Origin of the sequence: Candidatus Accumulibacter sp. ACC007, from assembly GCF_907163205.1 — a bacterium.
In the GTDB taxonomy this organism is placed as follows: Bacteria; Pseudomonadota; Gammaproteobacteria; order Burkholderiales; family Rhodocyclaceae; genus Accumulibacter; species Accumulibacter regalis.
In genome coordinates this window covers 264167-289275 of the sequence record NZ_CAJQUD010000006.1, presented here as the reverse complement: position 1 = coordinate 289275, position 25109 = coordinate 264167, and the positions used below count along the sequence as shown (strand labels likewise).

Annotated in this window: 22 protein-coding genes; 13 read left to right on the top strand and 9 right to left on the bottom strand. The window is 63.0% G+C overall.

Annotated features, from left to right (window positions below; all coding sequences use genetic code 11):
• Positions 1 to 50: 50 nt before the first annotated feature.
• From QZ634_RS15150 to QZ634_RS15135, 4 genes are all read left to right on the top strand, one after another.
• A complete protein-coding gene (locus tag QZ634_RS15150) occupies positions 51 to 1319 on the top strand; it encodes a ChaN family lipoprotein (protein WP_291989762.1) in 1269 nt (422 codons plus the stop codon).
• On the top strand, positions 1316 to 3397 hold the full coding sequence (locus QZ634_RS15145; RefSeq protein WP_291989760.1) for a M1 family aminopeptidase: 2082 nt from the start codon (positions 1316 to 1318) through the stop codon (positions 3395 to 3397). Before QZ634_RS15150 ends, QZ634_RS15145 begins: the two co-directional genes overlap by 4 nt.
• A 185-nt stretch (positions 3398 to 3582) precedes the next feature.
• A complete protein-coding gene (locus QZ634_RS15140; protein WP_291989758.1) occupies positions 3583 to 4143 on the top strand; it encodes a hypothetical protein in 561 nt (186 codons plus the stop codon).
• Positions 4144 to 4352: 209 nt separating this feature from the next.
• Positions 4353 to 6617: a TonB-dependent receptor plug domain-containing protein gene (locus tag QZ634_RS15135; protein WP_291989756.1), complete on the top strand. Its 2265-nt coding sequence runs from the start codon at positions 4353 to 4355 to the stop codon at positions 6615 to 6617.
• 62 nt (positions 6618 to 6679) lie between these two features.
• Here QZ634_RS15135 and QZ634_RS15130 read toward each other — a convergent pair whose 3' ends face one another.
• Positions 6680 to 7036, bottom strand: a complete 357-nt coding sequence (locus QZ634_RS15130) for a dihydroneopterin aldolase (RefSeq protein WP_043562580.1) — start codon at positions 7034 to 7036, stop codon at positions 6680 to 6682.
• A 160-nt stretch (positions 7037 to 7196) separates the two neighbouring features.
• Between QZ634_RS15130 and plsY the strand changes: the two genes are divergently transcribed.
• A complete protein-coding gene (plsY, locus tag QZ634_RS15125) occupies positions 7197 to 7895 on the top strand; it encodes a glycerol-3-phosphate 1-O-acyltransferase PlsY (RefSeq protein ID WP_291989754.1) in 699 nt (232 codons plus the stop codon).
• On the opposite strand, the gene tsaD is transcribed toward plsY, so the two are convergent.
• The 3 genes from tsaD to QZ634_RS15110 all read right to left on the bottom strand — a co-directional run bounded on the left by tsaD (position 7892) and on the right by QZ634_RS15110 (position 11408).
• Positions 7892 to 8923 carry a tRNA (adenosine(37)-N6)-threonylcarbamoyltransferase complex transferase subunit TsaD gene (gene tsaD / locus QZ634_RS15120; RefSeq protein WP_291989752.1) on the bottom strand — a complete coding sequence of 344 codons (1032 nt, stop codon included), beginning with the start codon at positions 8921 to 8923 and terminating at the stop codon, positions 7892 to 7894. The genes plsY and tsaD overlap by 4 nt on opposite strands.
• Before the next feature lie 156 nt (positions 8924 to 9079).
• The gene (locus QZ634_RS15115) at positions 9080 to 10879 is read right to left on the bottom strand and encodes a Na/Pi cotransporter family protein (protein ID WP_291989750.1); all 1800 of its coding nucleotides are present in this window, start codon (positions 10877 to 10879) and stop codon (positions 9080 to 9082) included.
• 28 nt (positions 10880 to 10907) lie between these two features.
• Positions 10908 to 11408, bottom strand: a complete 501-nt coding sequence (locus QZ634_RS15110; protein WP_291989748.1) for a universal stress protein — start codon at positions 11406 to 11408, stop codon at positions 10908 to 10910.
• A 603-nt stretch (positions 11409 to 12011) separates the two neighbouring features.
• Here QZ634_RS15110 and QZ634_RS15105 point away from each other — a divergent pair.
• The 8 genes from QZ634_RS15105 (at position 12012) to QZ634_RS15070 (ending at position 20106) form a co-directional block, all read left to right on the top strand.
• Positions 12012 to 13553: a hemolysin family protein gene (locus QZ634_RS15105; RefSeq protein ID WP_291989746.1), complete on the top strand. Its 1542-nt coding sequence runs from the start codon at positions 12012 to 12014 to the stop codon at positions 13551 to 13553.
• Positions 13554 to 13555: 2 nt separating this feature from the next.
• Positions 13556 to 14830 carry a hemolysin family protein gene (locus QZ634_RS15100; RefSeq protein ID WP_291989744.1) on the top strand — a complete coding sequence of 425 codons (1275 nt, stop codon included), beginning with the start codon at positions 13556 to 13558 and terminating at the stop codon, positions 14828 to 14830.
• A gap of 386 nt (positions 14831 to 15216) precedes the next feature.
• Positions 15217 to 15648, top strand: a complete 432-nt coding sequence (locus QZ634_RS15095; RefSeq protein WP_291989742.1) for an HIT family protein — start codon at positions 15217 to 15219, stop codon at positions 15646 to 15648.
• Between the two features lie 33 nt (positions 15649 to 15681).
• Positions 15682 to 17292: a hypothetical protein gene (locus QZ634_RS15090; RefSeq protein ID WP_291989740.1), complete on the top strand. Its 1611-nt coding sequence runs from the start codon at positions 15682 to 15684 to the stop codon at positions 17290 to 17292.
• A 130-nt stretch (positions 17293 to 17422) separates the two neighbouring features.
• The gene (locus QZ634_RS15085) at positions 17423 to 17851 is read left to right on the top strand and encodes a DUF971 domain-containing protein (RefSeq protein WP_291989738.1); all 429 of its coding nucleotides are present in this window, start codon (positions 17423 to 17425) and stop codon (positions 17849 to 17851) included.
• 32 nt (positions 17852 to 17883) lie between these two features.
• Positions 17884 to 18624, top strand: coding sequence for a bifunctional demethylmenaquinone methyltransferase/2-methoxy-6-polyprenyl-1,4-benzoquinol methylase UbiE (gene ubiE, locus QZ634_RS15080; protein WP_291989736.1), 741 nt, complete (start codon positions 17884 to 17886; stop codon positions 18622 to 18624).
• Between the two features lie 13 nt (positions 18625 to 18637).
• Positions 18638 to 19528, top strand: coding sequence for a Tim44-like domain-containing protein (locus QZ634_RS15075; RefSeq protein WP_291989735.1), 891 nt, complete (start codon positions 18638 to 18640; stop codon positions 19526 to 19528).
• 5 nt (positions 19529 to 19533) lie between these two features.
• The gene (locus QZ634_RS15070) at positions 19534 to 20106 is read left to right on the top strand and encodes a hypothetical protein (RefSeq protein ID WP_291989733.1); all 573 of its coding nucleotides are present in this window, start codon (positions 19534 to 19536) and stop codon (positions 20104 to 20106) included.
• A 105-nt stretch (positions 20107 to 20211) separates the two neighbouring features.
• On the opposite strand, the gene QZ634_RS15065 is transcribed toward QZ634_RS15070, so the two are convergent.
• The 5 genes from QZ634_RS15065 to QZ634_RS15045 all read right to left on the bottom strand — a co-directional run bounded on the left by QZ634_RS15065 (position 20212) and on the right by QZ634_RS15045 (position 25106).
• Positions 20212 to 20631 (bottom strand): F0F1 ATP synthase subunit epsilon, encoded by a 420-nt coding sequence (locus QZ634_RS15065; RefSeq protein WP_291989731.1) that lies wholly within the window; start codon positions 20629 to 20631, stop codon positions 20212 to 20214.
• Between the two features lie 69 nt (positions 20632 to 20700).
• Entirely contained in the window at positions 20701 to 22101 is a 1401-nt protein-coding gene (gene atpD, locus QZ634_RS15060) for a F0F1 ATP synthase subunit beta (RefSeq protein ID WP_291989729.1), read from the bottom strand.
• 37 nt (positions 22102 to 22138) lie between these two features.
• Entirely contained in the window at positions 22139 to 23002 is an 864-nt protein-coding gene (gene atpG / locus QZ634_RS15055; RefSeq protein ID WP_291989726.1) for a F0F1 ATP synthase subunit gamma, read from the bottom strand.
• 18 nt (positions 23003 to 23020) lie between these two features.
• Complete coding sequence (gene atpA, locus QZ634_RS15050; RefSeq protein ID WP_291989724.1) at positions 23021 to 24559, bottom strand: F0F1 ATP synthase subunit alpha; 1539 nt, start codon at positions 24557 to 24559, stop codon at positions 23021 to 23023.
• Between the two features lie 10 nt (positions 24560 to 24569).
• Positions 24570 to 25106, bottom strand: a complete 537-nt coding sequence (locus tag QZ634_RS15045; protein WP_291989722.1) for a F0F1 ATP synthase subunit delta — start codon at positions 25104 to 25106, stop codon at positions 24570 to 24572.
• Positions 25107 to 25109 lie beyond the last annotated feature (3 nt).

Below are 25109 nucleotides of genomic sequence, written 5' to 3'. Positions count from 1 at the left end.
ACGGCGGGCGACAGGTCGCCGACCAGCACCTCACCCCGGAGCCACCAGCCATGATGCCATCACTCCCTCCCCGACCCGGATCCCGATCGGCTCCGCGAACCATCTTCCCCCTGCTCGTCGCGGCAGTCGGCAGCACGCTTCTCGGCGCGCTGGTCGCCAACAGCAGCGCCATGGGCAGCGCAGCGGGCAGCACGAAAGCGCCGGCCAAAGCCTGTCTGGCGCCGGCAAGCTGGGCGGTCTTCGCCGATCGGCAGCCGCAAGCCGCCAGCAAGCAGAGGATTTTGGCCGAATTGAGCGGGCGCGACGTACTGCTGCTCGGGGAAGAACATGACAACGCCGACCACCACCAATGGCAATTGCAGGTGCTCTCCGGGCTGCACGCGCTGCGCCCGGAGATGGTCATCGGCTTCGAAATGTTTCCCCGCCGGGTGCAAGCGATTCTCGATCGCTGGGTCGCCGGCGAGCTGGGCGTCAAGGAGTTTCTCGCGCAAGCGGAATGGGACAAGGTCTGGAACACGCGGCCGGAACTGTATCTGCAACTCTTCGAGTTCGCGCGACTGAACCGAATTCCAATGCTGGCCCTGAATATCGACCAGGACCTGACGCGCAGGATTGCCGACCGCGGCTGGGACGCGCTACCGCTTGCCGAGCGTGAAGGCGTCGGCCAGGCGGCCGCGCCGTCGGACGCCTACCGCGAGTTCCTCTTCGAGGTCTATGGCCAGCACGCGACGATGCGCGGCAAGTCGACCAAGGCCAGACGCGGCGACGCCGCCTTTGCCCGCTTCGTCGACTCGCAACTGGCCTGGGATCGAGCGATGGCCGAAGTGCTGGCCGGCCAGGTAAAGCCGACGGCGAGCGGCGGCAAACCGCTGATCGTCGGCATCATGGGGAGCGGTCACCTGCGCTTCGGCCATGGAGTGCCACACCAGTTGCGCGACCTTGGCGTGCGCTCGATCGGCACCCTGTTGCCGCTCTCCGCGGCAAGCCCTTGCGACGAGCTTGTCCCCGGGCTCGCCGACGCCGTCTTTGCCGTGCCAACACCGCCGCGCACGGCGACCGAGCCGCCGCGCCTTGGCGTGACGCTCGACAGCAAGGAAGGGCGAGTGCTGATCGCCAGCGTGAGCAAGGGCAGCCTGGCCGAGAAGAGCGGCCTGCAGGATGGCGACCGGATTCTTGCCGTGGCCGGCCAGCCGCTGAGCGGTCTGACTTCGCTGTTGAACTCGATACGCCAGCAGCCACCGGGAACCTGGTTGCCGCTGCACATCGAGCGCGCCGGCGAGAAGCTTGAAATCATCGTCCGCTTCCCGGCGCAGCAATGAGTCGCTGGCCTGCCTTGCGCTCGCTGCCGGCGCTGCTCTTGCTGGCCCTGGCCAGCGCTGCGGCGTGGGCGGTCGACACGCCTGCCGCGCACCTCGCACTCGATGTCACGCTCGACCCGGCCAGTCGCCGCCTCGCCGTGGTCGCCGCGGTCAGGCCCGGCCAGCGGAGCTTTCGCTTCGCCCTGCACGAGTCGCTGAACATCGACAGCGCGTCGGTCGACAGTCAGCCGATCGTCGTCCGGCTAACCGGGCAGCAGGGAAACCTGCGCACCTGGCAGGCACGCCTGCCGACGGCGCAGGCGACGCTGCGCATCGCATACCAGGGCACGCTGCCGGCCCTCGACGCCCGCCTGGACCATCGCCAGGTGCTGCGCGGGCTGCCGCCGATGGCCGCTGTCGAAGGCAGTTTTCTGCCCTCCGGCGGCGGCTGGTATCCGCAACCGGCGGCTTTGTTCAGCTACCGCGTGCGCGTGAACGTCCCCGGCGAGCAACGTGCGCTGGTCGCCGGCCGACTGCTTGACGAGGAGCTGCCGGCAGGACCCGGCGATCGCTATCGCGCCAGCTTCGAGTTCGCCCATCCGGCCGACGGCATCGACCTGATGGCCGGCCCGTGGATCATTCGCGAGAAAACGATGCCGGCCGGCGACGCGGGGCCGCTGCGCCTGCGCACCTACTTTACACGCGAACTCGACGAGATCGCCGGCCTGGCCGACGCCTACCTCGACGACACGCGTACGCATATCGAACGCTATGCACGGGAAATCGGCGCCTACCCGTTCAGCAGCTTTTCGGTGGTCGCCAGTCCGCTGCCGACCGGCTTCGGAATGCCGACCCTGACCTATCTCGGTGCCGAGGTGCTCAAGCTGCCCTTCATTCGCGCCACTTCGCTGGGCCACGAGATCCTGCACAACTGGTGGGGAAACGGCGTCTACGTCGATTACGCGACGGGTAACTGGGCCGAGGGCCTGACCACCTTCATGGCCGACTACGCGTACAAGGAGAGCGAATCGGCCGCCGCCGCACAGGCCATGCGCCTCGGCTGGCTGCGCGACTTCGCCGCGCTGCCGCCGGCGAGCAGGCAGACGCTGGCGTCGTTCCGCTCGCGCACGCACGGCGCGGCGGCGGCCGTCGGCTACGGCAAGGCGGCAATGCTCTTCGTGATGTTGCGCGATCGGCTCGGTGAGCAGCACTTTCGCGCCGGCGTGCAGCTGTTCTGGCAACAGCAGCGCTTTCGTGTCGCCAGCTGGGGCGACTTGCAGCAAGCCTTCGAGCAGGCCTCGGGGCAGTCGCTGACGATTTTCTTCCGCCAGTGGCTGCTGCGCGACGGCGCGCCCGCACTGCGCATCCGCAGCGCAAGCGCCAGCACGGTCGCCGGCGACACGCGTCTGACACTCGAAGTGAGTCAAGACCCGCCGGCCTACGCTCTGCGTCTGCCCATCGAAATCAACTACGGAGGGCGCTCGGAAAGCCGTGCCGTCGACATTGACCGCCTGCAGCAGACGGTCAGTCTGACCCTTGCCGGCTCGCCGCAAGGCGTCGTTCTCGACCCGCAGCTGCGCCTCTGGCGATTGCTCGACGCGGCGCAACTGCCGCCAATCCTGCGCCAGTGGATCGTCGCCCGCGAGCCACGCCTGCTGCAGGTCTCGGCGCTTTCCGAGGTGCGCGACGCGGGCGCAGCCCTGGCGGCACGGGTATTTGAAGTCGCGCCGCAGGAAATTCCGCCCGACGACCTGCGCAAGACGACGACGCCGGTATTGCTGATCGGCCTGCATGCCGAGGTTGATGCGGCGCTGGCGGCGACAGGCTTGCCGCCGCGGCCGCCGACTCCCGGTCAGCGCGGAAGCGCCCAGCTGTGGACCATCGTGGGCCAAACGGAAGTACCGGTAGCCGTCGTTTCGGCACGCGACTCTGCGGCGCTGAGCGCCCTGCTGCGCCCACTGCCGCACTACGGCAGCCAGAGCTGGCTGGTTTTCGAAGGCAGTCGCGCGCTCGCCCGCGGCGTCTGGCCGATCGTCGATCCACCCGTTCCGGTAAGCCGTCCGCCGGCCGGCAATCCTGGCGGAAAAGCCGGACGCTGAATGCCGGCGCGGCGCGGACGGCGCAAAACCTGACAAGGCTGCGGGAGGCGTGCTATCGTTCCGGCTTTTCGTCCCGGGCCGGGCAAAACGAGCTGTTCTTGCCACGCCACCGACGCCTTCGCGATCGTACCGATTCGCGCCGTTCCAGCCACTAACGCCGCCGCGCGACGCGTGCAGGGAGACTGATGATGCCGTTTCTGAAACGAGCAATTGCCGCACTGGCGGCGACGACACTGGCCATTCCGGCCGTCATGGCGCAACAACTGGCACAGACCCCGCCACAGGCAGACTTCAAGGCCGCCTGGAGCGCTCCCGAGCCGTGGCGAACCGACCGTTTCTACCTGCAGACCAGCCTCGCCTCGGTGCACTTCCACCCGGATGACGCGCACGATAATTCGCAGGCTCTGATCAACCCCGAGTGGCGGCTGGACAAGCAGTGGCTAAAGGGTCAGCTGCTGGTCGGCGCAGCGACTTTCGACAACTCCTATAGTCAAGCGACGTGGTACGCCTACGGCGGCCTGCTCTGGCGGCCGGTCGAGACGGTGCAACCGTTCTATCTGAAGCTCACGGCTGGCGTCATACATGGCTACCGGGGCGAGTATCAGGACAAGATCCCGATGAACGGCTCGGGGTATGCCCCTGCCATCATACCGTCGATGGGTTACTGCTATAACCGCTTCTGTTCGGAGGTGGTACTGTTCGGCGCGGCAGGCATGATGTGGACCGTCGGCATGACGCTGCCCTAAGCTTCGTTCGGCTGACCGCAGCATCAGCTCGAACTCGTAGCGCAAGCGTCGGCCTGGCTGCCACCAGGCCAGCCCACAGCAACTCCCCTGCCACAAGCTTTTGATTTTCATCAAAAACAGCGCCTTGTGCGGCGATTTGCCACATTCCGCACTGCAACATCAATCCCTAGAATGCCCGGCATCAGGACGACATTCAGGGAGAGTTGGCAATGGAGCGGGAGAGAAAACCGATCGCCGTCGCAGTGGCGCTGGCCTTGGCCGGCGGGTGGCAGCACGCCGACGCGCAAGAGAGCTCGGCAACACCGGTCATGACGGAAGTGGTGATCAATGCATCGCGGATCGACGACGTCGATCCGCTCGACAGCAGGCGCCTCGACGCGTCGAGCATCGCGCCCTACCGCGCTTCAACCAGCGATAGCGCCAGGCTGCTCGACGCACTGCCCGGTGTCAGCACCTACGGTGCCGGTGGCGTTTCCAGTCTGCCGGTAATCCGCGGTCTGGCCGACGACCGCATCCGCATCCAGGTCGATGGCATGAACCTGATTTCCTCGTGCGCCAACCACATGAATCCGCCGCTGTCGTATATCGACCCGACCAACGTCGACAGCGCCGCCGTGTTTGCCGGCGTCACTCCGGTCAGCGCCGGCGGCGACAGCATTGCCGGAACGATCCAGGTCAACTCGGCGCCGCCGGAGTTCGCCAAGGCGGGCGAAGGCAAGCTGCTCAAGGGCCAGGCCGGCGCCTTCTATCGCAGCAACGGCAACGGTCGCGGCGCCAATCTCTCGGCGACGATCGCCAACGAGATGCTCAGCCTCAACTATTCGGGCTCGACGGCGCAGGCGGACAACTATCGGGCCGGGGGTGACTTCAAGGCCGCCGGGCTGTCGGAGGGTACGACCGAGTGGCTCGACGGCGACGAGGTGGGCTCGTCGCTGTACAAGTCGCAAAACCAGTTGCTGAGCCTCGCGTTGCGCCACGCCGAGCATCTCTTCGAGCTCAAGTTAGGCTATCAGCACATGCCCTACCAGGGCTTCCCGAATCAACGCATGGACTTGACCGACAACACCAGCCAGCAGGTCAATGCCCGTTATCTGGGCGAGTATGCCTGGGGTTCGCTGGAGGCGCGCGCCTATCACGAAGACACGCGGCATACGATGAACTTCCTCGAGGACAAGCTGCAGACCACTGGCCCGATGAAGAACCTGGCCGGCATGCCGATGGATACGCACGGCAAGACCACCGGCGTCCAGCTCAAGGCGGAGATCATGGCCTCGGAACGCGACCTGTTCAGGGTCGGCGGCGAATACCAGAAATACCGGCTGGACGACTGGTGGGATCCGATCTCGCCGGTGGTGGCCATGCCGATGGCGGGAATGAAGGGATCGACTTTCTGGAACATCAACGACGGCCAGCGCGACCGCTTCGACGTCTATGGCGAGTGGGAGGCGCGCTGGAGTCGGCAATGGCTGTCGCAGCTCGGACTGCGCAGCAGCACGGTGAGGATGGATAGCGGTGACGTGCAGGGCTACAACACAGCGTTCTACGGCGACCCGCAAAACCCGGCGTCGATTCCCGGCGCGTTCAACGCTCTCGATCGCCAGAAGACCGACCACAACATCGATCTCGCCGCCCTGCTGCGCTTCACGGCAGCTGCCGAGCAGACTTACGAGGCAGGCTACGCGCGCAAGACGCGCTCGCCGAACCTCTACGAGCGCTACGCCTGGTCGACCAACAACCCGATGGCCATGAACATGGTCAACTGGTTCGGTGACGGCAACGGTTACGTCGGCGACGTCGACCTCGATCCGGAGGTCGCGCACACCATCAGCGCAACAGCGAGCTGGCACGACGCGGCGCGCGAGCAGTGGAATCTCAGCGTCACCCCCTTCTACACCTACGTGCAGGACTACGTCGATGCCGTTCGCTGTTCGGGTGGCAGCGGCATGTCGCCGTGCCAGGGGAGCAACCTGACACGCACAGACAACTTCGTTTACCTGCAGTTCGCCAATCAGACGGCGCGGCTGTACGGCGCCGACGCCAGCGCCCGCCTGCCGCTGGTGCAAGCGAGCGCGCTCGGCAAGCTGACGATGACCGGCGTGTTGAGCTACGTGCGCGGGCGGAACTCGCAGAGTGACGACAATCTGTACCACATCATGCCTCTGAACGCGAAGCTGGCACTGGTCCAGAACTCGGGAGCGTGGACCAACACCGTCGAAGGCGTCTTCGTCGACGCCAAGACGCAGGTTTCGCAGACGCGCAATGAACTAACGACCAGCGGCTACGGTTTGCTCAACCTGCGCAGCAGCTACGAATGGAAGCAGCTGCGCGTCGACATCGGCGTCGAGAACCTCTTCGACAGGCTCTATGAGTCGCCCCTCGGTGGCGCCTATCTTGGTCAGCGGCCAATGCTCTACGGAACGGCGGTGCCGGGTACGGGGCGTTCGCTCTACGCCGGGATGAACCTGCGCTTCTGAGCGCTGGAGCAATACAAGGCTCGCAGTGGGCAGGCAGCCAGACACGGGCCGCGAGCGGGCGATCAGGAGGCGGCGCCACGCTCGATGACCACGCCGACGCGCTGCACGCCGCTCATCATTCCCAGCTTGGCGATCGAGACGCGCACCCAGGTGGCGCCGAAGTCTTCGAGAAGCAGCGTCGCCACGTATTCGGCAAGCCGTTCGAGGAGGTTGAAGTGGCGCGCCGCCAACTCGCTGCGCAGGCGTTCGGCGACCGTCGCGTAATCGATGGTGTCACCGATGTCGTCACTGGCGCCGGCGCTGGCGGTCGACGTGCCGATCTGCAACGAGATTTCTATCGTCTGGGGCATCGCTTTTTCGCGCGGGTAGATGCCGATCAGCGTGGAAGCGCGAAGCGCGTCGATGAAAATGATGTCCATGCGGCGTTGCGTCAGGTCGGTGTAAAATCCCGGGCTGGTCGCGAAGTCTGCTGCGCGACGACAAGTGTGCGCATTCTAACCCAGAGCCACATCGACCATCTCACCATCCGCGCAGCCAAGCTGCCAGGCATTCCACCGTCCGCCGACCGGATCACCCCTCATGCCGCCTTCCCTGCTCACTGCCCTCGGCGTCCTGGCTGCCTATCTGCTGGGATCGATCTCGTTCGCGCTGGTCGCCAGCCGCCTTTTCGGCCTCGCCGACCCGCGCAGCTATGGCTCGAAGAATCCCGGCGCGACCAACGTCCTGCGCAGCGGTCACAAGGGAGCCGCGATATTCACCTTGCTCGGCGACGCTGCCAAGGGTTGGCTGGCGGTCTTTCTGGCCAGCCACTATTCGCGCCAGTACGGCCTGCCCGACTACACGCCCGCACTGGTCGCGCTGGCGGTTTTCTTCGGCCACCTATACCCGATTTTCCTGGGCTTCAAGGGTGGCAAGGGCGTGGCCACGGCGGCCGGTGTATTGCTGGCGATCAACGTCTGGCTGGGGCTGGCGACGCTGGGCACCTGGTTGTTCATCGCCCTGACCTTGCGCTATTCGTCGCTGGCAGCGCTGGTAGCGGCGGCAGCGGCGCCGGTTTTCGCCGTTCTGGCGTGGGGCAAGGACGGCATGGTGCTGGCCATCGGGATCATTTCGATGGCGCTGATCGGCAAGCACTGGCAGAACCTGCAGCGGCTGATGGCCGGCAGCGAACCGAAAATCGGCGGCAGGAAGGAGGCGCCGGCCAGTGGCGTCAAGCCGCCGAGACCCGTGAAATCGGCCAAATCAAGGCCCGCGACGAAGTCGACCGACTCGCGCTAAATGCAATGCAGCGGCCAGCGCGGCCGCACCTGGAAAGCACCGGCCGCTTTGCCGGCCGTGCCGGGATCGCCGGCGGTCTGCAGGCGCAAGGCGCCGGCCAGGGCGATCATCGCGCCGTTGTCGGTACAGAATTCGAGTTCGGGATAAAAGACGGCGATCCTCGCCTTGCCGGCGCGCGCGTCGAGCTGGCGGCGCAACTCACGGTTGGCGCCGACGCCGCCGGCGACGACCAACTGCTTGAGGCCGCTCGTCGCCACCGCGCGCAACGCCTTGGTGACCAGGACCTCGACGATCGCGTCCTGGAAACCGCGCGCAATGTCCGCCCGCTGCTGCTCATCGATCGTCGGCAGCTCGCGGACCTTGGTCAACACTGCCGTTTTCAGGCCGCTGAAACTGAAATCGAGATCGCCGGACTTGAGCATCGGGCGCGGCAGCTTCACCACATCCGGGCGGCCACGTTCGGCCAGCTCGGCCAGCGCCGGTCCGCCGGGGTAGCCCAGGCCGAGCAGCTTGGCGGTCTTGTCGAAGGCCTCGCCGGCCGCGTCGTCGAGCGTTTCGCCGAGTAACTCGTACTCGCCGACGCCCGTTACGCGCATCAGCTGGCTATGGCCGCCGGAAACGAGCAGGGCAACAAACGGGAAACGCGGTGGCGTGCGCGACAGCAGTGGCGACAGCAGGTGACCTTCGAGATGGTGCACCGGAACGCTGGGCCGCTCGAGCGCGGTCGCCAGCGCCTCGGCAAAGGCCGCTCCAACCAGCAAGGCACCGGCCAGACCCGGCCCCTGAGTATAGGCAACGGCGTCGATCTCGGCCAGCGAACGGCCGCTATCGGCAAGAACCTTGCGCAACAGAGGCACGACGCGCCGGATATGATCTCGCGAGGCGAGTTCCGGCACGACACCGCCGTAGTCCTGGTGCATGGCCACCTGCGAGTGCAGCGCGTGCGCGAGCAGCGCGCCGCCAGCAGAAGTGCTGTAGAGCGCCATACCCGTTTCGTCACATGAGGATTCGATTCCGAGAACCAGCATCGCGCCATTCTAACCCGGCCAGCCAGGCGACACGATTTTCGCGACTGCGACCGGTAAGCGCGGAGCAACACGACAGGCCAGGACGAAAAAAAGTCCTTGCCCGCGGAACGGGCAAGGACTTTTGCGAACGACGACTACTACGACTACTACGACTACTTAATCGCGCTGCTGAAGAACCGTCGGCAAGACGGTCTTGGCCATGCGCTTTGCGAAGTAGTAGATGCGCTTCTGCTTCTCGATGATCTCGACTTCCAGCGTGTAGGCCAGGATGCGATTGGGCTCCTCCGCCACCAGCCGGCGAGCCTCGTGCATGGCTGCCGAATCGGCGATGCGGTTGATCTCGTCCTTCATCCCGGTGACCACCTGTGCAGAGCGCTCGTTGCGCTGCGCGACGGCCATCACCGCCGCCGCAACGGCCTTGCTGATCGCGACCTGGAAGCCATTGAGTACCGCCTGGGTCTGTTCGCTGACCTCAATCTTGTCGCGAACGCGATCATGGCCGAGGACCACCAGATTGGTTTCGACGATGTCGCCGATGTTCTCCAGGTTACTCACCGCTTCCATCAGCTGCATCAACTCCCTGGTCTGTTCTTCAAGCAGCGGCTGTTTGCTGATCTTGGCCATGTAGTCGAGAATTCCCGCGTGCAGGATATCGACCGTGTCGTCCATCTGGCGTATTTCCTCGAGCGCCTTGGTATCGCCCTTGATGATCGCCGGCATGATCCCCTTCAGCATCGCGTTGACGGTCTCGCCCATGTGCATGACTTCCATGCGCACACTGTCCAGCGCCAGGGTCGGCGTGGTCAGCAGTTCCTCCTGCAGGAACTTGGTACGTACGATCATCGCTTCCTCTTCGAGCGGCTTGTCAGGCACCAGCCACTCCGCCGCCCGCGCGATATAGGTGGTGAACCAGATGAAGATGCAGCCATTGGCGACGTTGAAGAAGGTGTGCGCGTTGGCGATCTGGCGCGGTGTTTCCGCTGCGAGCAGCTCCATGCCGCTGAGCCCGGGATAAACCGGCGACATGGCGACGGCCGCATCCCTGATAACGCTGACAAACGGAAGCCACATCAGGACGCCGGTAGTGGCGAGACCGGTATGCACGATGGCGCAACGCACGGCTTCGCGCGGCTTGCCGATGGCGGCCAGCAGCGCCGTCACGCAGGTGCCGATATTGGCGCCCATGACCAGCGGGACACCGGCATCGAGGCTGATGAAACCTTGCGAGGCCATGACGATGATGATCGCGGTGGTGGCCGAGGAAGACTGGATGATCCCGGTAAAGATAGCCGAGACGAGCACGGCGAGGAGCGGGTTGGTCATCGTCTGCATCAAGTCGAGGAAGGGCTGGTAGCTGCGCAAGGGGTGCATAGCCTCACCCATCACGTGCATGCCGAAGAACACCAGGCCCAGACCCATCAGCATGCCGCCATAGGCCTTTATCTTCTCGTTCTTGGAGAGAAAGAGCATGCCGAAGCCGCCGGCGACCATCGCCAGCGCCGCCTTGGTGATCTTGAAAGCGACGATCTGGCCGGTAATCGTGGTGCCGATCTTGGCACCGATGATCACGCCAACCGATTGCGGCAGCGACATCAGCCCGGCCGAAATGAAGCCAACCAGGAGGACGGTGGTAACCGATGACGACTGGATCACCGCCGTCACCACGGCGCCGGTTCCGACGCCCGCGAAGCGGTTGACGGTCAGCTTGGCGAGGATGCTCTTCATGCGCTCGCCGGCCACCGCCTTCAGCCCTACTTCCATCTGCGTCATGCCGTAGAGGAAGAGGGCCAGGCCGCCGAGCAGCTCCATGGTCATGCCACCCCAGTTCATGGTGGCGTTGCTGCCGGTGGCGGCCAGCGCGGGCCAGGCGATGACGCCCAGAACTGCGCCGACGATGCCTAGCGCAACCAGCGCACCGTTGGTTGTCTGGGATTGTTTCAGATAGGTGTTGAGCATAGGTACGGTCTCCTCCGGTCGTTTCGACTCAGTATTTTGGTTGTTCTTTGACGATAGTCACCGGCAGCTTGGCGAGGCCAAGGACCTGCTCGGCCACGGAACCGAGCAGCAGGTGCCGCAGTCCTGTCGCACCCTTGCTGCCCATGACGACCATGCTGGCCTTCTCTTTCTCGACCACCTGCAGAATCCGCGTCACCGGAATTCCCTTGACCAGCAGCATCTCGGCCTTGTGCAAGGCGTGCCGCTCGGGATGCCGCTTCTGAACTTTGGCCATGAATTCGTCGAGCATTTCGCCCGCAATATCCGCCATTCGGGTCAGGGTCTTCTTGCCGGCCATGCGCGCGTAGTAGCCAGGCATGTTCTGTGGGTCGTGCACCACGTGCAGGACCACGAGTTTGCACCCCAGGCCGTCGGCAAAGTCACTGGCGAGCAGCAGCGCGGCCTCCGAGTGCGCCGAGAAGTCGACCGGCACGAGAATCGGGCCGCGGGGCGGTTCGTGCGAGGGTGAATCTGGTTTCTTGTCAGCCATGGGGCAAATGCTCCTCTCTTCTGGTGGCAACTGGCTTGTGCAGTCGCCGGATGGGAATCCAGGCCGCCGACCGCGGCGGGTCACGACCGTCCGGGCGCTTTCGCCGCCACCTGGAGGCCACTTCTCCAGCCAACCCGGTCACCGGCGATACCCGCAGGACAATTCATTGGAAACCCGCCTTCGGCTGTTCTTCGATCGCAACCTGTAAACGGGCAGACGCAAGAATACAATAGATTCCGTCTCTATCCCGTGTTTTTCGTGCGTAGATTACGCGACCAACGCGCATGTCTAGCGGCCAAGGACGAAGGGCTCTTGCCCTGGCAGCCACTTGGGGAGAGCTGCACCGTGTTTCGGCAAGCACGCGCAACGAATGCGCGGGATCGAGCTGCCGACGACGCCTCCGCGGCCGCCAACAGCCGGAAAAGTCGGCGTTTTTCCGCGCCAAGGCTTGTTTCGTGCCTACATTGCGCCTATCCTTGCCGCTTGCGCGTCCCCGCATGGTTTCGGCTGCCGGCCGGTTGATCAAAGGGCCGTGCACACTGCGATCCGGCACGCCAAATGGCGGTCTTTGCTGGCCAATAATTCCTGGGACGGGGGCATTTCATGGACTGGTTGAGGGAAACCGTCGACTTGATCAATCTGTCGGAGATCGATTGGGAACTGACCATTCGAATTCTGATTCAGTGCATTCTGTTCTCGTTTTCAGCGTTTTTCTCCGGCTCCGAAACCGCACTTTTCTCGCTTAGTCGCATCGATCTGCAGAAATTGCGCAACTCGCGCAACCCTCATTCCGAGAGCATTCACGCGATGCTCGACGAGCCACGGCGGCTGATCGTCTCGTTGCTCTGCGGCAACGAGTTGGTGAACATCGCGGCGGCTGCCAACATGACCATGATTCTGGTCACCATGTTTGGCGAAAAGGATGCCGGCTGGATCAATATCGTCGTCATGGTGCCGCTACTGCTGCTCTTTGGCGAAGTCACTCCGAAAACGATCGCCGTCAATGCGCCGGTAAAGTTCGCCACCAAGCTGTCAGCGCGTTTTCTGCCGAAGTGGATTTTCCTGGTCACCCCGCTGCGCGACGTCGTGCGCCTGGTTGCCGACCGGGTCACTACCTTCGTCGTTGGCGAGCACGTCGACCGCGAGAACATCCTCAAGCCGGACGAGCTGCGTACGCTGATGGCCGACAGCGAGGAGACCGGGGTCATCGAGGCGTCGGAGAGGGTGCTCATCGACAAGGTGCTCGAGGCGGCGGAAACCGAAGTGGCACGAATCATGACGCCGGGGCCGCGCATCCGCTTCCTCGACGCCGATCTGCCAATCGAGGAACTGATCGAGCGCTTTCGCGGCTATCGGCACCCGCGTGTTCCGGTTTACCGGGGCCACTGGGACAACGTGATCGGCTTCCTGCAGGCCGAGGATCTGCTGCGCCGGGTGCGCGTTGATGGCGATATCTCGAAAATCGAGCTGCCGGAAATCCTGAAACCGGCGCATTTCGTTCCGCCAACCAAGAAAGTCGACGAGATGCTGGAGTATTTCCAGCGTTTCAACACCCGCGCTGCGGTGGTCATCGGCGAGTACGGCGAAGTCCTCGGAATCGTCACCATCAAGGACGTGATGACATTCATCTTCGGCGAAATTTCCGGGAAGATGAGAGGACAGGAGCACTATCAGCAGGAACACAACAACAGCTTCACCGTCCCCGGTTATATGCGACTCGCGGATTTTCGCACGCTCACCAACTTCGACATCGACGACCCGTTGATGAACACCATCGGCGGCGTCGCGCTGGTACTTTTTGGCCGGCTGCCGCGGGTTGGCGAGAAGATCTTCAGCGCCGACTACGAGCTCACGGTGAAAGAAGTGAGCGGCATGCGCATCACCAAGGTTCGCGTCTCGTTTGGGCGAACGCAAGAGGAGGATGGCAGCTCTGCTCCGGCGGAACCGCTGGACATGGAGAGCCTTGCCGAGTCAACGTCCGACGAATCACCGGCAGATCAGGAACAGGAGTCACTCGACGAATACGAGGACGAGCTGTTGCGGGAAGCGCGGGAAGAGGAAGCGGAGTCCAGCGGCGCGCAGGCGACCGACGGCGACCAGAGCGTAGATAACACCGCTGCCGCTGATAACGAGGCGAGGAGATAACGATGGACTGGATCCCGTTCGATTGGGGCTTTCACCTGGTGGTGATCCTCATCTTCCTGATACTCAAGGGCTTCTTCTCGGGATCGGAGTTGGCAATGGTCAACGCCGACAAGATTCACCTTCGCCATCAGGCACGCCTGGGTGACCCGGGAGCGAAACTGGTGCTGGAGCTCTTTCGAACGCCCGACATCATGCTCGGGACGACGCTGGTCGGGACCAACATCGCGACGGTGACGATCACCACCATTGGCACGCTGATGTTCATCGACCTCCTGGGAGAGTCGGGTGACCTGGTTTCGGTGCTGGTGTTCACACCCTTCCTGCTGATTTTCGGCGAGATCGTTCCGAAGAGTATCTTCCAGCAGAAATCCGACTGGATCGTCACCAAAATCATCTACGGACTACGCTTCTTTTCCTACCTTTTCTATCCGGTGATTTTCGTCTTCAGCCGCGTGGCCCGCTTTGCCGCACGCCTGTTCGGCGGCGCGTCGTCGGGGCAGATCGGCTTTATCACCAAGGATGAGTTGCGCGTTTTGCTCGATCTCTCGGAAACGCCCGCTGACGGCGGCGGCGCCACCAATAAACAACGCATTCGGCGCATCTTTCGCTTCGCCGACACAACGGTCGGCGAAGTGATGACGCCGCTGGCCGAAGTCATTGGCTTCAGCGAGAATCGCGGCATGGACGAGGCGGTACGGCGAGTCTGGGAACACGGTTTCAATCGCCTGCCCGTCTTCCGCGGTAACATCACCAACGTCACCGGTGTGATGACGCTGACCACCTGGGATCTGTTGCTGCCGGACATTGGCAAGCGTTCGGTCAGCGACTTCATACGCCCGGCGCTCTATCTTTCTCCGAAGCAGACCATCGATCAGGTCCTGCCGATGCTGCGGGCGCGCAACGACCACATGGCCATCGTCGTCGACGAGTTCGGCTCGGCGATCGGTATCCTGACCATGGAAGACATCTTCGAGGAGGTCGTCGGGACGGTGGACTCGGGCTACGATTTCGACAACATGAAGCCGCCCCGGGTGGTCATCGAGTCGGAGACCGACGATCGCCATCTGGTCGGCGGGCGGGCGCCAATCTCCGAACTCAACGATTCGCTGCGGCTTAATTTGCCGGTCGGCGAAGCGCACACGCTCGCCGGCTTCCTGATCAACCGCCTGCGCCACATTCCGGTCGTCGGCGATAGCGTGGAAGAACGCGGCTTTCGCTACACGGTGATCGAAGCGGATGCGCGCTCCGTCACCAAGGTGCGCGTCGAACGCTTGTAAGGCCTGCCGTCACCGGCTGGTTTTAACCGTGCAAGCGGCGCTGCTCGAGTGGCGCCGCTTCGCTTTCCGGGTTGTTGCCGCACGGCCCGCGACCTCGTCCAGCCAGTCGCCGCTTCCCGTCCTTCGCCCTGTCGTGAGAGGCTCGTCAGCTACGGAGCACGCGGATGGCCGATCGTGCGCCGGACTGCAAGCCCGCGCTGAGTTCCTCGGCGGCGGTCTCGAGCGCCCCGTTCGGAGCTACCCGCCGCGGCTCCTGGAAACCGATGGCTTTCCCGGGATTTTGTCTCTCGGTCCGTGACCTATTTCCTCTCGCGTTTCGGCGCACAGGCCTATCGTCTCGGTCAACACGGCGCATTGGCGCCGGCCGGTCGACAAGGAGTCAGGAAGTGAGTGAAGGCGGTTTGGAGAATTGCGAGCTATGCGACTCACCAGGCGGAGAAGTCATCTGGGAGAACGGCATCTGTCGCGTGGTGATGGTAGCGGACCCGGATTATCCGGGTTTCTGCCGGGTGATCCTGCACCGCCATCTCCGCGAAATGACCGACCTGCCGCACAAGGAGAGAATGCAGCTGATGACGGTGGTGTTCGCTGTCGAGAGTGCTGTGCGCAGCCTTTACCAGCCGGACAAGGTCAATCTTGCGAGCCTGGGCAACATGACGCCACATGTTCATTGGCACCTGATTCCACGTTGGCGGGACGACAGAAACTTTCCCCAGCCGGTCTGGGCAGCCGCGAAACGGACCACTACCACACGGCGCCAGCCGGTTGATGGCCGGAAATTGGGTGACCAGATCATCGCCGCCCTGCGTACCACCTAGACCGCGGGCAGCGGTCAGCCAGGAGGCATCATCATGAGCGCAGTCCTTACCACAGCCCCAGCCACCATGAAAATTTCGGACCTGCAAACGGGTTTCAGAATTCTCTCACGCCTGCCGTTGGCCAACTCGCGTCAGGCTCAGTTCGAGATCAACAACTTCCTGGATAGCCTGCTGCAGGCTCCGCCACCGGGGGACGTCTACCTGCAACTCCTTGAGCAGACGCGAATTTCGCTGTGCTTCATTGAGGAACAGCTGGCTCGTGAATACACCAGTAAGGCGCTGCCGCTGGGCGACGCCGAGGAGGCCGCTTTTCAGCAGGTGGTCGCCACCTGGCTCAAGGCCTCGCGTGCCTACGCCCATTGCGCGCGGCTGCAACCGCCTGATGACGACGACGACGACGCCGCCGACCGGCTGGCGCTTATCCTGCATCGCTGCATCTACTACACCGGGATGGCGATCAGCGAATATCATCGCGCTCGCCGGCAACTGCCGCGCGGCATGTGGCTGAATCTGCACGGCTTCTACGCCAGCGCCGAGGAGTGGGGCGTGGCCACGCTGGCGGTGCCGGACTCCCTTGACCCGCTTGGGCGGAGTACCCACTGCACGGCGGCTTTCGCCAGTCAGCTGCTGACCGAACTGGCCGGCCCGTACAGCCTCAGCGTGCAGCAGCTCGGCGTGGTGCGACGCTGGGCGAGCAACTGGGCGCCACTGCTGACCGTCCATCCGGTGACCCCGGGCGAAGCCCTGCCGCCAACGGTCGTCGACCTGATGGAAGATGCTGGCCTGCGTCCCGCCACCGAGTGCCTGCAGACGGAAAACATTCGTCGTATCGACAGCGCCCGTCTGGCAATGCAAATCAACCAGACACGCAAGCAGTTGCAGCAGAAGATTACGCCGTCACAACTCAGTCTCGGTGAGGACTGCTCCGCCAGCCAGTGCCAGCAGCTTCTCAAACGGCTGGCCAGACCGTGGTCCTTGCTGCGCGCGGGACGCCAGTTCCGCCGTCACCCGGGTGCCGGAACGGCAAGAGTGTGCGCCGGCTTTACCGGAGTGCACTACATCATCTCAGGCAAGGAGTTCAGTCAACCGGAGAGCGCACGCATCTATTCGCGTGAGGAATTCGACAGCCTGTTTACCTTCCGTTATACGCTCGATCCAACCCAGCAGCTTGAAGTTCGCCAGACGCAGTTGGGCTTTGCGGTCGACGATTGGGAGGTGCTCGACGAGAGTGCCAATGGCTTTCGTTTGCTGCGCTCGACCGCCGGACGGCGCTTGGTTCCGGAACAGCTGCTGTCCATCTGCCCGCACGACGGGAACGCCCATCTTCTGGCCCAGGTCGTGTGGTTGATGCAGGAACAGGGCGGAGGTCTGATCGCCGGCATCTCTGCCCTACCGGGCAGGCCGCAGGCGGTAGCCGCCCGGCCGCTGGCGCGCGAGGCCGGACGGCCAGAGCCCTATAGCCGCGCCTTCATCCTGCCGGCGGTTGCTGCGATTGGTGCCCAGCAGAGCCTGGTCATCCCGCAGGGTTGGTTCTATTCCGGGCGCCTGCTGGAGATCTACGTCAACGGCGTCTGGCGGGTGAAGTTGGACCGTGTTGTCGGCTCCGGTGCAGATTTTGACCGGGTGAGCTTTTCCGTCACCTGACAGCCGTCCGAGCAGCGAGCGATTGCCGGTACGCCGGTACGCCGGTACGCCGGTACGCCGCGGATCGTCGCGGCGTGCCGGCATGCGTTTTGCGCTATCATGGTCGGCCCTATTGTTCTTAGAGGCATCCATGGCTGGCCTGGACGAGACCACGAAAATTCCGACCGAGATCAAACTGCACCAGAAGTCTCACCTCCTGGAGCTGATTTTTGCGGACGGCGAGCGTTTCGAACTGAGCTACGAATTCCTGCGTGTCTTTACGCCGTCCGCCGAGGCGCGCGGCCACGGCCCGGGTCAGGAGGTGCTGCAAGTCGGCAAGCGCGGGGTGGGCATCGACCGCGTCGAAGCCGTCGGCAACTACGCCATCCGCCCGGTCTTTTCCGATGGCCATGACAGTGGCCTTTATTCCTGGGATGTTCTCTACAATCTGGGTCGCCATCAGGAACAGTTGTGGAAGGATTATCTGGCTAAACTGGCCGCAGCCGGTGCCAGTCGTGACCCGGGGAAAGTTCCCACGCCGCCGGTCCGCAAGGCCCACGGTGGCTGCGGCAAGCATTAAGCAGCACAACTTCAGGAGCGCGAGCGGGATCGATGAGCGATAGAGGGACCACGCATTTTGGTTTTCAGGAAGTAGCGGAAGGCGACAAGGCGCAACGCGTCGCAGATGTTTTTGACTCGGTGGCACAACGTTACGACCTGATGAACGACCTCATGTCGGGCGGCCTGCACCGCTTGTGGAAAGCGTTTACCATCGCCAAGAGTGGTGTCCGTGAAGATTCACGGATCCTCGACGTGGCCGGCGGCACCGGCGACCTTGCTCTGGCCTTCGCCAGGAAACTGGGCCGCGGCGGACAGGTCTGGCTGACCGATATCAACAACGCCATGCTTACGCGCGGCCGCGACCGCCTCTGTGATCGTGGCGTGATGGTCCGGGTCGCGCAATGCGACGCGGAGAAATTGCCATTTCCGGACGACTACTTCGACTGCGTCACGGTCGCCTTCGGCCTGCGCAACATGACCCACAAGGACTTGGCTCTCGCCGAGATGCGCCGGGTACTTAGACCGGGAGGTCGCCTGCTGGTCCTCGAGTTTTCGCAGGTGTGGAAGCCTCTGGCACCCGCTTATGACTTCTACTCGTTCAAGGTCATTCCGCGCCTCGGTCAGCTGATCACTCGCGACGAGGGCAGTTATCGCTATCTCGCAGAATCGATTCGCGTTCACCCGGACCAGGAGGGCCTGAAGAGCTTGATGGAACAGGCCGGGCTAGAGCGGGTCGAATATTTCAATCTGGCGCTGGGCGTCGTTGCCCTGCACCGTGGTTTCAAGTTCTGAAGAGGAGAGAGTCGTGAAGAAATTCTTTGTTGCGTTGGCGGTGTGCGCCTTTAGTTTTGGTCTCATGGTCGCAGATGCCGAGGCCAAGCGCTTCGGCGGTGGTCGCTCGATGGGCATGCAGCGGCAGGCCACGCCAGCACCCCAGAAAGCCGCGCCGGCGCCGGCCAATGCTGCATCGCCGACGGCAGCGGCACCCAAGAGCAGCTGGATGGGCCCCCTGGCCGGTCTCGCGGCCGGCCTCGGAATAGCGGCGCTGTTGTCGCATTTCGGTCTCGGTGAGGGAATGGCCAATCTGGTGATGATCGCGCTCTTGGCGATGGCCGCGATGTTCGTCTTCAAGTGGCTGTTTCGGCGCAGGGCCGCGGCGACAGCGGGCGCTGGCCAGCCTATGAGCTATGCCGGCGCGGGCGCAGCAGGGGGGGCCGCGCCGACGGCGCGTTTCGATGCTCGCCAGGACCTTGCTGGCCGAAGCCAACCAGAGCATCTTCCAGGCGGAGCGGCCAAGATGGCCACTCAAGAACCGGCAGGCATTCCCGCCGACTTTGACGTGGATGGCTTTCTACGCGTCGCGAAGCTGAACTTCGTCCGCCTGCAGGCGGCAAATGACGCCGGCAACATGGAAGACATCCGCGCCTTTGTCAGCCCCGAGGTTTTTGCCGAGATCAAGCTGCAGATGGGCGAGCGCAGCGGCGCAAATCAGCAAACGGACGTGGTGACGGTAGACGCCGAGCTTCTCGAAGTGCTCACCGAGGGTAGCCGCCATGTCGCCAGCGTGCGAATGAACGGCATGATTCGTGAGCAGGCCGACGCGCCCGCGGTAGCTTTCGACGAGGTGTGGAATTTGACCAAGCCGGTCGACGGTTCGAGCGGCTGGGTGGTTGCCGGTATCCAGCAAGCTTCCTGAAGGGCATGTGGAGCGGGCCGCCGCTGGCGGTCATCAATCATGTACTGATGGGTGAAGACTGGGCTCGTGCTCGATTGGCCGCGTTTTCCGGGCAGACCGCGCGGGTCCAGTTTGCCAGCGTGCAGTTGCGGTTCACCATACTCGACTCCGGCCTGCTCGCCGCGGCAGAGGCGGCTTCACCCATCGCGGTCAGTATTCGCCTGCCCGACGACGCGCCGGTACGTGCGCTGAGCGACCGATCGTCGCTGTTTTCGGCGGCGACCATCGCGGGCTCGGTGGATCTCGCAGAGGCACTCGGCTTTGTCTTCCGCAACCTGCGCTGGGATGCCGAGCACGATCTTTCACAATTGCTTGGCGACATCGTCGCCCGCCGTGTCTTGCGTCTGGCAAAGGGATTGGCGCAGTGGCACGGGCGCAGCGCCCGCAATCTGGCATTTGGCGTCGCCGAGTATCTGACCGAAGAAGAGAAAGCAATTGCCCCGCGGCGCGATGTAGACGCTTTCTGCGCCGATGTCGACGCGCTTCGCGACGACTTGGCGCGCCTCGAAAAGCGGCTGGGACGGATGGAGCTTCGCTAGACCCAGCGCATGTTCCTCGACGGTGGACAAAAAAAGGGGCAGCCTGAGCTGCCCTTTTTCTTGCCGTTGTGCCAGAGCTACTACATCCCCGGCCTCGACTGTTCGTCAGCGCGTGCGCAGTTTCTTGATGGCCGCCAATTGTGCCACGGCCTGGGCCAGCTCGGCTTCCGCCGAAGCCAGACCAACATCCGAGGTATGGTCCCGAAGCATTTCCTCTGCATGGCGCTTGGCCTCGATCGCCTTGGCCTCGTCCAGATCGGCCGCACGCACCGCCGTATCGGCCAGTACCGTAATCAACGCCGGCTGCACCTCGAGCATCCCGCCGGACACATAGACCAGTTCGTACTCCTCGCGGTCGGGTACTTTGAGGCGCACGGTCCCCGGCCTGATGCGGGTCAGGAGCGGCGTATGGCGCGGATAGATGCCGAGCTCGCCAGCCTCGCCTGGAAAAACCGCGAAGTCGGTCTGCCCGGAGAAGATCAACTCCTCGGCGCTGACAACGTCGACGTGTACTCTGAGTGACATGGTGTTCTTCCCTTGCAAGTCGCTTTCGCGCCCGGAGGCGGGGCGAAAGCGACGTTCGCTGATCCCGCTTTAGAGTGTCTTGGCTTTCTCGAATACTTCTTCGATACCGCCAACCATGTAGAACGCCTGCTCTGGGATGCTGTCGCATTCGCCCTCGACGATCATCTTGAAACCCTTGATGGTGTCCTTGAGCGTGACGTACTTGCCCGGCGAACCCGTGAACACCTCTGCCACGTGGAAGGGTTGCGAGAGGAAGCGCTGGATCTTGCGCGCGCGATAGACGGCCAGCTTGTCTTCCGGCGACAACTCGTCCATCCCCAGGATGGCGATGATGTCGCGCAACTCCTTGTACTTCTGCAAGGTCATCTGCACTGCGCGGGCGACCGCATAATGCTCTTCACCGACGACCTGCGGGTCGAGCTGACGAGACGTCGAGTCGAGAGGATCTACGGCCGGATAGATACCCAGCGAAGCAATATCACGCGACAGAACGACGGTCGAGTCGAGGTGCAGGAAGGTCGTCGCCGGAGACGGGTCGGTGAGGTCGTCGGCCGGGACGTACACCGCCTGAATCGAGGTAATCGAACCGACCTTGGTCGACGTGATGCGTTCCTGGAGGCGGCCCATTTCCTCGGCCAGGGTCGGCTGATAGCCCACCGCAGACGGCATCCGGCCAAGCAGTGCCGACACTTCCGTACCAGCGAGCGTGTAGCGATAGATGTTGTCGACAAAGAAGAGGATGTCGCGGCCGTCGTCGCGGAAGCGCTCGGCCATGGTCAGGCCGGTAAGGGCGACGCGAAGGCGGTTTCCTGGCGGCTCGTTCATCTGGCCAAAGACCATCGCCACCTTGTCGAGGACGTTCGAGTCCTTCATTTCGTGGTAGAAGTCGTTACCCTCGCGAGTACGCTCGCCGACGCCGGCGAAGACCGACAGACCCGAGTGCTGCTTGGCGATGTTGTTGATCAACTCCATCATGTTCACGGTCTTGCCGACACCGGCGCCGCCAAACAGACCCACTTTACCGCCCTTGGCAAACGGACAGACGAGGTCGATAACCTTGATGCCCGTTTCGAGGAGGTCGACCGACGGCGAGAGTTCGTCGAACTTCGGTGCCAACTGGTGAATCTCGCGCCGCTCATCGGTGCCAATGGGGCCGGCCTCGTCGATCGGCCGTCCGAGGACGTTCATGATCCGACCAATGGTCGCATCACCCACCGGAACGGAAATCCCGGCACCTGTGTTGTTGATTTTCATGCCGCGGCGCAGGCCGTCGGAGGAGCCCATGGCGATCGTGCGCACGATGCCGTCGCCCAACTGCTGCTGGACTTCGAACATCAGATCCGCTTCGCACATGTCCGACTCTTCAGCCTTGTCAAGCTGAAGCGCGTCGTAGATATGAGGCATGGCGTCACGCGGGAACTGGATGTCCACGACGGCGCCGATACACTGAACTATGTTTCCTTGACTCATGGTTGTATCCCTAATCAATAAACTAACTATCGCGTGCTCAGACAGCCGCTGCGCCGCCGACGATTTCGGAAAGCTCTTTGGTGATCGATGCCTGGCGAGCCTTGTTGTAGACCAGCTTGAGTTCACCGATCACGTTCTTGGCGTTGTCCGAGGCAGACTTCATGGCCACCATGCGCGCGCTCTGCTCGGAAGCCATATTCTCGGCGACTGCCTGATAGATCATCGCCTCGACATAGCGCACCAGCAGGTCATCGATGACCGTCTTGGCGTCAGGCTCATAGATGTAGTCCCAACGGTTGCTTTCGCCACCAACCAGGTCCCCGGACAGGGGCAGAAGCTGATCGAGCGTCGGCTCCTGCTTCATGGTATTGATGAAGCGCGTATAGGCGATATACAGGACATCGATCTCGCCGTTGATGTACGCGTCCAGTTGAACCTTGATCGGTCCAATCAACCTTTCCAGATGGGGCGTATCGCCGAGTCCGGTCAGCTGCGAGACAACGCTCGCTCCAGCGCGCTGCATGAAGCCCAGGCCCTTGTTACCGATCGCCGTGACCTGCAGCTTCTTGCCCTCGGCATGCCATTCCTTCATCTTGCCGAGCGACAGGCGCAGGACGTTGGTGTTCAACCCCCCGCACAGCCCCTTGTCGGAGGTGACGGTGATCAGGCCAACTGCCTTGGCCGGCTCGCGCACGGTGAGGAAGGGATGGCGATAGTCGGTCAGGGCGTGCGAAAGATTGCCGGCGACAAGGCGGATCTTCTCGCCATAAGGGCGAGCCGCGCGCATCCTTTCCTGAGCCTTGCGCATTTTCGACGCGGCCACCATTTCCATGGCCTTTGTGATCTTGCGCGTACTCTCTACACTCTTGATCTTGTTGCGGATTTCCTTGCCGCTAGGCATCGCGAACTCCTCGATCGATCAGGCCAGCGTGGCCTTGAACTCCTCGATCGCCTTGCTGAGCGTCTGCTCGGCGTCGGCGTCAAGATCTTTGTTGGTTTCGATTTTGCTGACCAGATCGGCGTATTTCTGCTTGATGAAGCTCTGCATCTGCTTCTCGATCGCCAGCGCCGTCTTCACCTCGACATCGTCGAAATAGCCCTTGTTCACCGCGTGCAGGGTGATGGCCATCTCGGAGATCGACAGCGGCGAATACTGCGGCTGCTTCATCAGTTCGGTAACCAGGCGACCACGGTCAAGCTGCTTGCGCGTTGCCTCGTCGAGATCGGACGCGAACTGCGCAAAAGCCGCCAGCTCACGGAACTGGGCAAGCGCCAGGCGGACACCACCACCAAGCTTCTTGATCACCTTGGTCTGCGCAGCACCACCGACTCGAGAGACCGAGATACCGGCGTCGATGGCGGGACGCACACCGGCGTTGAACAAGTCGGTATCGAGGAAGATCTGGCCGTCGGTAATCGAGATCACGTTGGTCGGAACGAAGGCCGAGACGTCGCCCGCCTGGGTTTCGATGACCGGCAAGGCAGTCAGCGATCCGGTCTTGCCCTTGACCTCACCGTTGGTGAATTTCTCGACCCACTCTTCGGAGACGCGTGCGGCACGCTCGAGCAAACGCGAGTGCAGATAGAAGACGTCGCCTGGATAGGCTTCGCGCCCCGGAGGCCGGCGAAGAAGCAGCGAAACCTGGCGATACGCCCAGGCCTGCTTGGTCAGGTCGTCATAGATGATCAGCGCATCCTGGCCACGGTCGCGGAAGTACTCGCCCATGGTGCACCCGGAGTAGGGGGCGATGTACTGCAGGGCAGCGGATTCGGATGCGGTGGCGGCAACGACGATGGTGTACTCCATCGCGCCGTTCTCTTCGAGCTTGCGCACGACGTTGGCGACGGTCGACGCCTTCTGACCGACGGCAACGTAGATACAGAGGAGGTCCTGCCCCTTCTGGTTGATGATCGTATCGATGGCCACCGCGGTCTTGCCGGTCTGCCGGTCACCAATGATCAGTTCGCGCTGGCCACGCCCGATCGGCACCATCGCGTCGATCGACTTAAGACCGGTCTGCACCGGCTGCGAAACCGACTTGCGCCAGATCACGCCCGGCGCCACCTTCTCGATCTTGTCGGTCAGCTTGTTGTTGATCGGGCCCTTGCCGTCGATCGGTTGGCCAAGCGAGTTGACCACGCGGCCGAGAAGCTCAGGACCGACCGGAACTTCAAGGATGCGACCGGTGGTCTTGACCGTGTCGCCTTCGCTGATCTGATCGTACTCACCGAGAACCACCGCGCCAACCGAGTCGCGATCGAGGTTCAGCGCCATGCCGAAGATGTTGCCCGGAAACTCGAGCATTTCGCCCTGCATGACGTCGGTCAGCCCATAAACGCGGCAGATACCGTCGGTCACCGAAACGACGGTGCCCTGGGTGCGCAGATCGGCGCTGATCGCAAGATTCTCGATCTTGCTTTTGATCAGTTCGCTGATTTCTGAAGGATTCAACTGCATGAAAATTCTCCTAGTTCTTGAGCGCCAACCGCAGGCTCTCCAATTTTCCGCGTACGGAAGTGTCGAGGACCTGGTCGCCAACCACAATCTTGACGCCGCCGATCAACGATTGATCGACGACCACTTCGGCAGTCAGCCGGGTATTGAAGCGGGTTTCGAGGTCCGCGATCAGCGCTTTGAGCTGCTTTTCGTCGACCGGAAAGGCGCTGTAGATGGTTGCTTCCTTGACGCCTTCCTGGTCGGCTTTGAGCTTTTCGAAGAGGTCGGCAATTTCCGGCAGGGCGGAAAGCCGCTCGTTGGCGGCGAGAACGTCGATCAGATTGGCTTCGCTGCCCACAAGCGTGTCTCCGGCGAGCGACTTGAAAAGCTCGCTCTTCTGGGCCGCAGAGAGTTCGGGGTTGCCAATGCATGAACGCATCTGGCCATCCCCGGCGATTGCGGAAAGCAGCGACAGCCGCTCGGACCAGCTCGGCAGCGCCTTGTTTTCCAGCGCGATGCGGAAAACCGCTTCAGCGTAGGGACGCGCGATGGTTACGAGTTCGGCCATGGT

Coding starts and splice junctions, on each gene's coding strand:
- QZ634_RS15100 (WP_291989744.1), top strand. CDS start 13,556: ATGGACTGGATCCCGTTCGATTGGGGCTTTCACCTGGTGGTGATCCTC.
- QZ634_RS15070 (WP_291989733.1), top strand. CDS start 19,534: ATGTGGAGCGGGCCGCCGCTGGCGGTCATCAATCATGTACTGATGGGT.
- plsY (WP_291989754.1), top strand. CDS start 7,197: ATGCCGCCTTCCCTGCTCACTGCCCTCGGCGTCCTGGCTGCCTATCTG.
- atpG (WP_291989726.1), bottom strand. CDS start 23,002: ATGCCTAGCGGCAAGGAAATCCGCAACAAGATCAAGAGTGTAGAGAGT.
- QZ634_RS15045 (WP_291989722.1), bottom strand. CDS start 25,106: ATGGCCGAACTCGTAACCATCGCGCGTCCCTACGCTGAAGCGGTTTTC.
- QZ634_RS15085 (WP_291989738.1), top strand. CDS start 17,423: ATGGCTGGCCTGGACGAGACCACGAAAATTCCGACCGAGATCAAACTG.
- QZ634_RS15150 (WP_291989762.1), top strand. CDS start 51: ATGATGCCATCACTCCCTCCCCGACCCGGATCCCGATCGGCTCCGCGA.
- QZ634_RS15105 (WP_291989746.1), top strand. CDS start 12,012: ATGGACTGGTTGAGGGAAACCGTCGACTTGATCAATCTGTCGGAGATC.
- QZ634_RS15065 (WP_291989731.1), bottom strand. CDS start 20,631: ATGTCACTCAGAGTACACGTCGACGTTGTCAGCGCCGAGGAGTTGATC.
- ubiE (WP_291989736.1), top strand. CDS start 17,884: ATGAGCGATAGAGGGACCACGCATTTTGGTTTTCAGGAAGTAGCGGAA.
- atpA (WP_291989724.1), bottom strand. CDS start 24,559: ATGCAGTTGAATCCTTCAGAAATCAGCGAACTGATCAAAAGCAAGATC.
- QZ634_RS15130 (WP_043562580.1), bottom strand. CDS start 7,036: ATGGACATCATTTTCATCGACGCGCTTCGCGCTTCCACGCTGATCGGC.
- tsaD (WP_291989752.1), bottom strand. CDS start 8,923: ATGCTGGTTCTCGGAATCGAATCCTCATGTGACGAAACGGGTATGGCG.
- QZ634_RS15115 (WP_291989750.1), bottom strand. CDS start 10,879: ATGCTCAACACCTATCTGAAACAATCCCAGACAACCAACGGTGCGCTG.
- QZ634_RS15110 (WP_291989748.1), bottom strand. CDS start 11,408: ATGGCTGACAAGAAACCAGATTCACCCTCGCACGAACCGCCCCGCGGC.
- QZ634_RS15140 (WP_291989758.1), top strand. CDS start 3,583: ATGATGCCGTTTCTGAAACGAGCAATTGCCGCACTGGCGGCGACGACA.
- QZ634_RS15145 (WP_291989760.1), top strand. CDS start 1,316: ATGAGTCGCTGGCCTGCCTTGCGCTCGCTGCCGGCGCTGCTCTTGCTG.
- QZ634_RS15090 (WP_291989740.1), top strand. CDS start 15,682: ATGAGCGCAGTCCTTACCACAGCCCCAGCCACCATGAAAATTTCGGAC.
- QZ634_RS15135 (WP_291989756.1), top strand. CDS start 4,353: ATGGAGCGGGAGAGAAAACCGATCGCCGTCGCAGTGGCGCTGGCCTTG.
- atpD (WP_291989729.1), bottom strand. CDS start 22,101: ATGAGTCAAGGAAACATAGTTCAGTGTATCGGCGCCGTCGTGGACATC.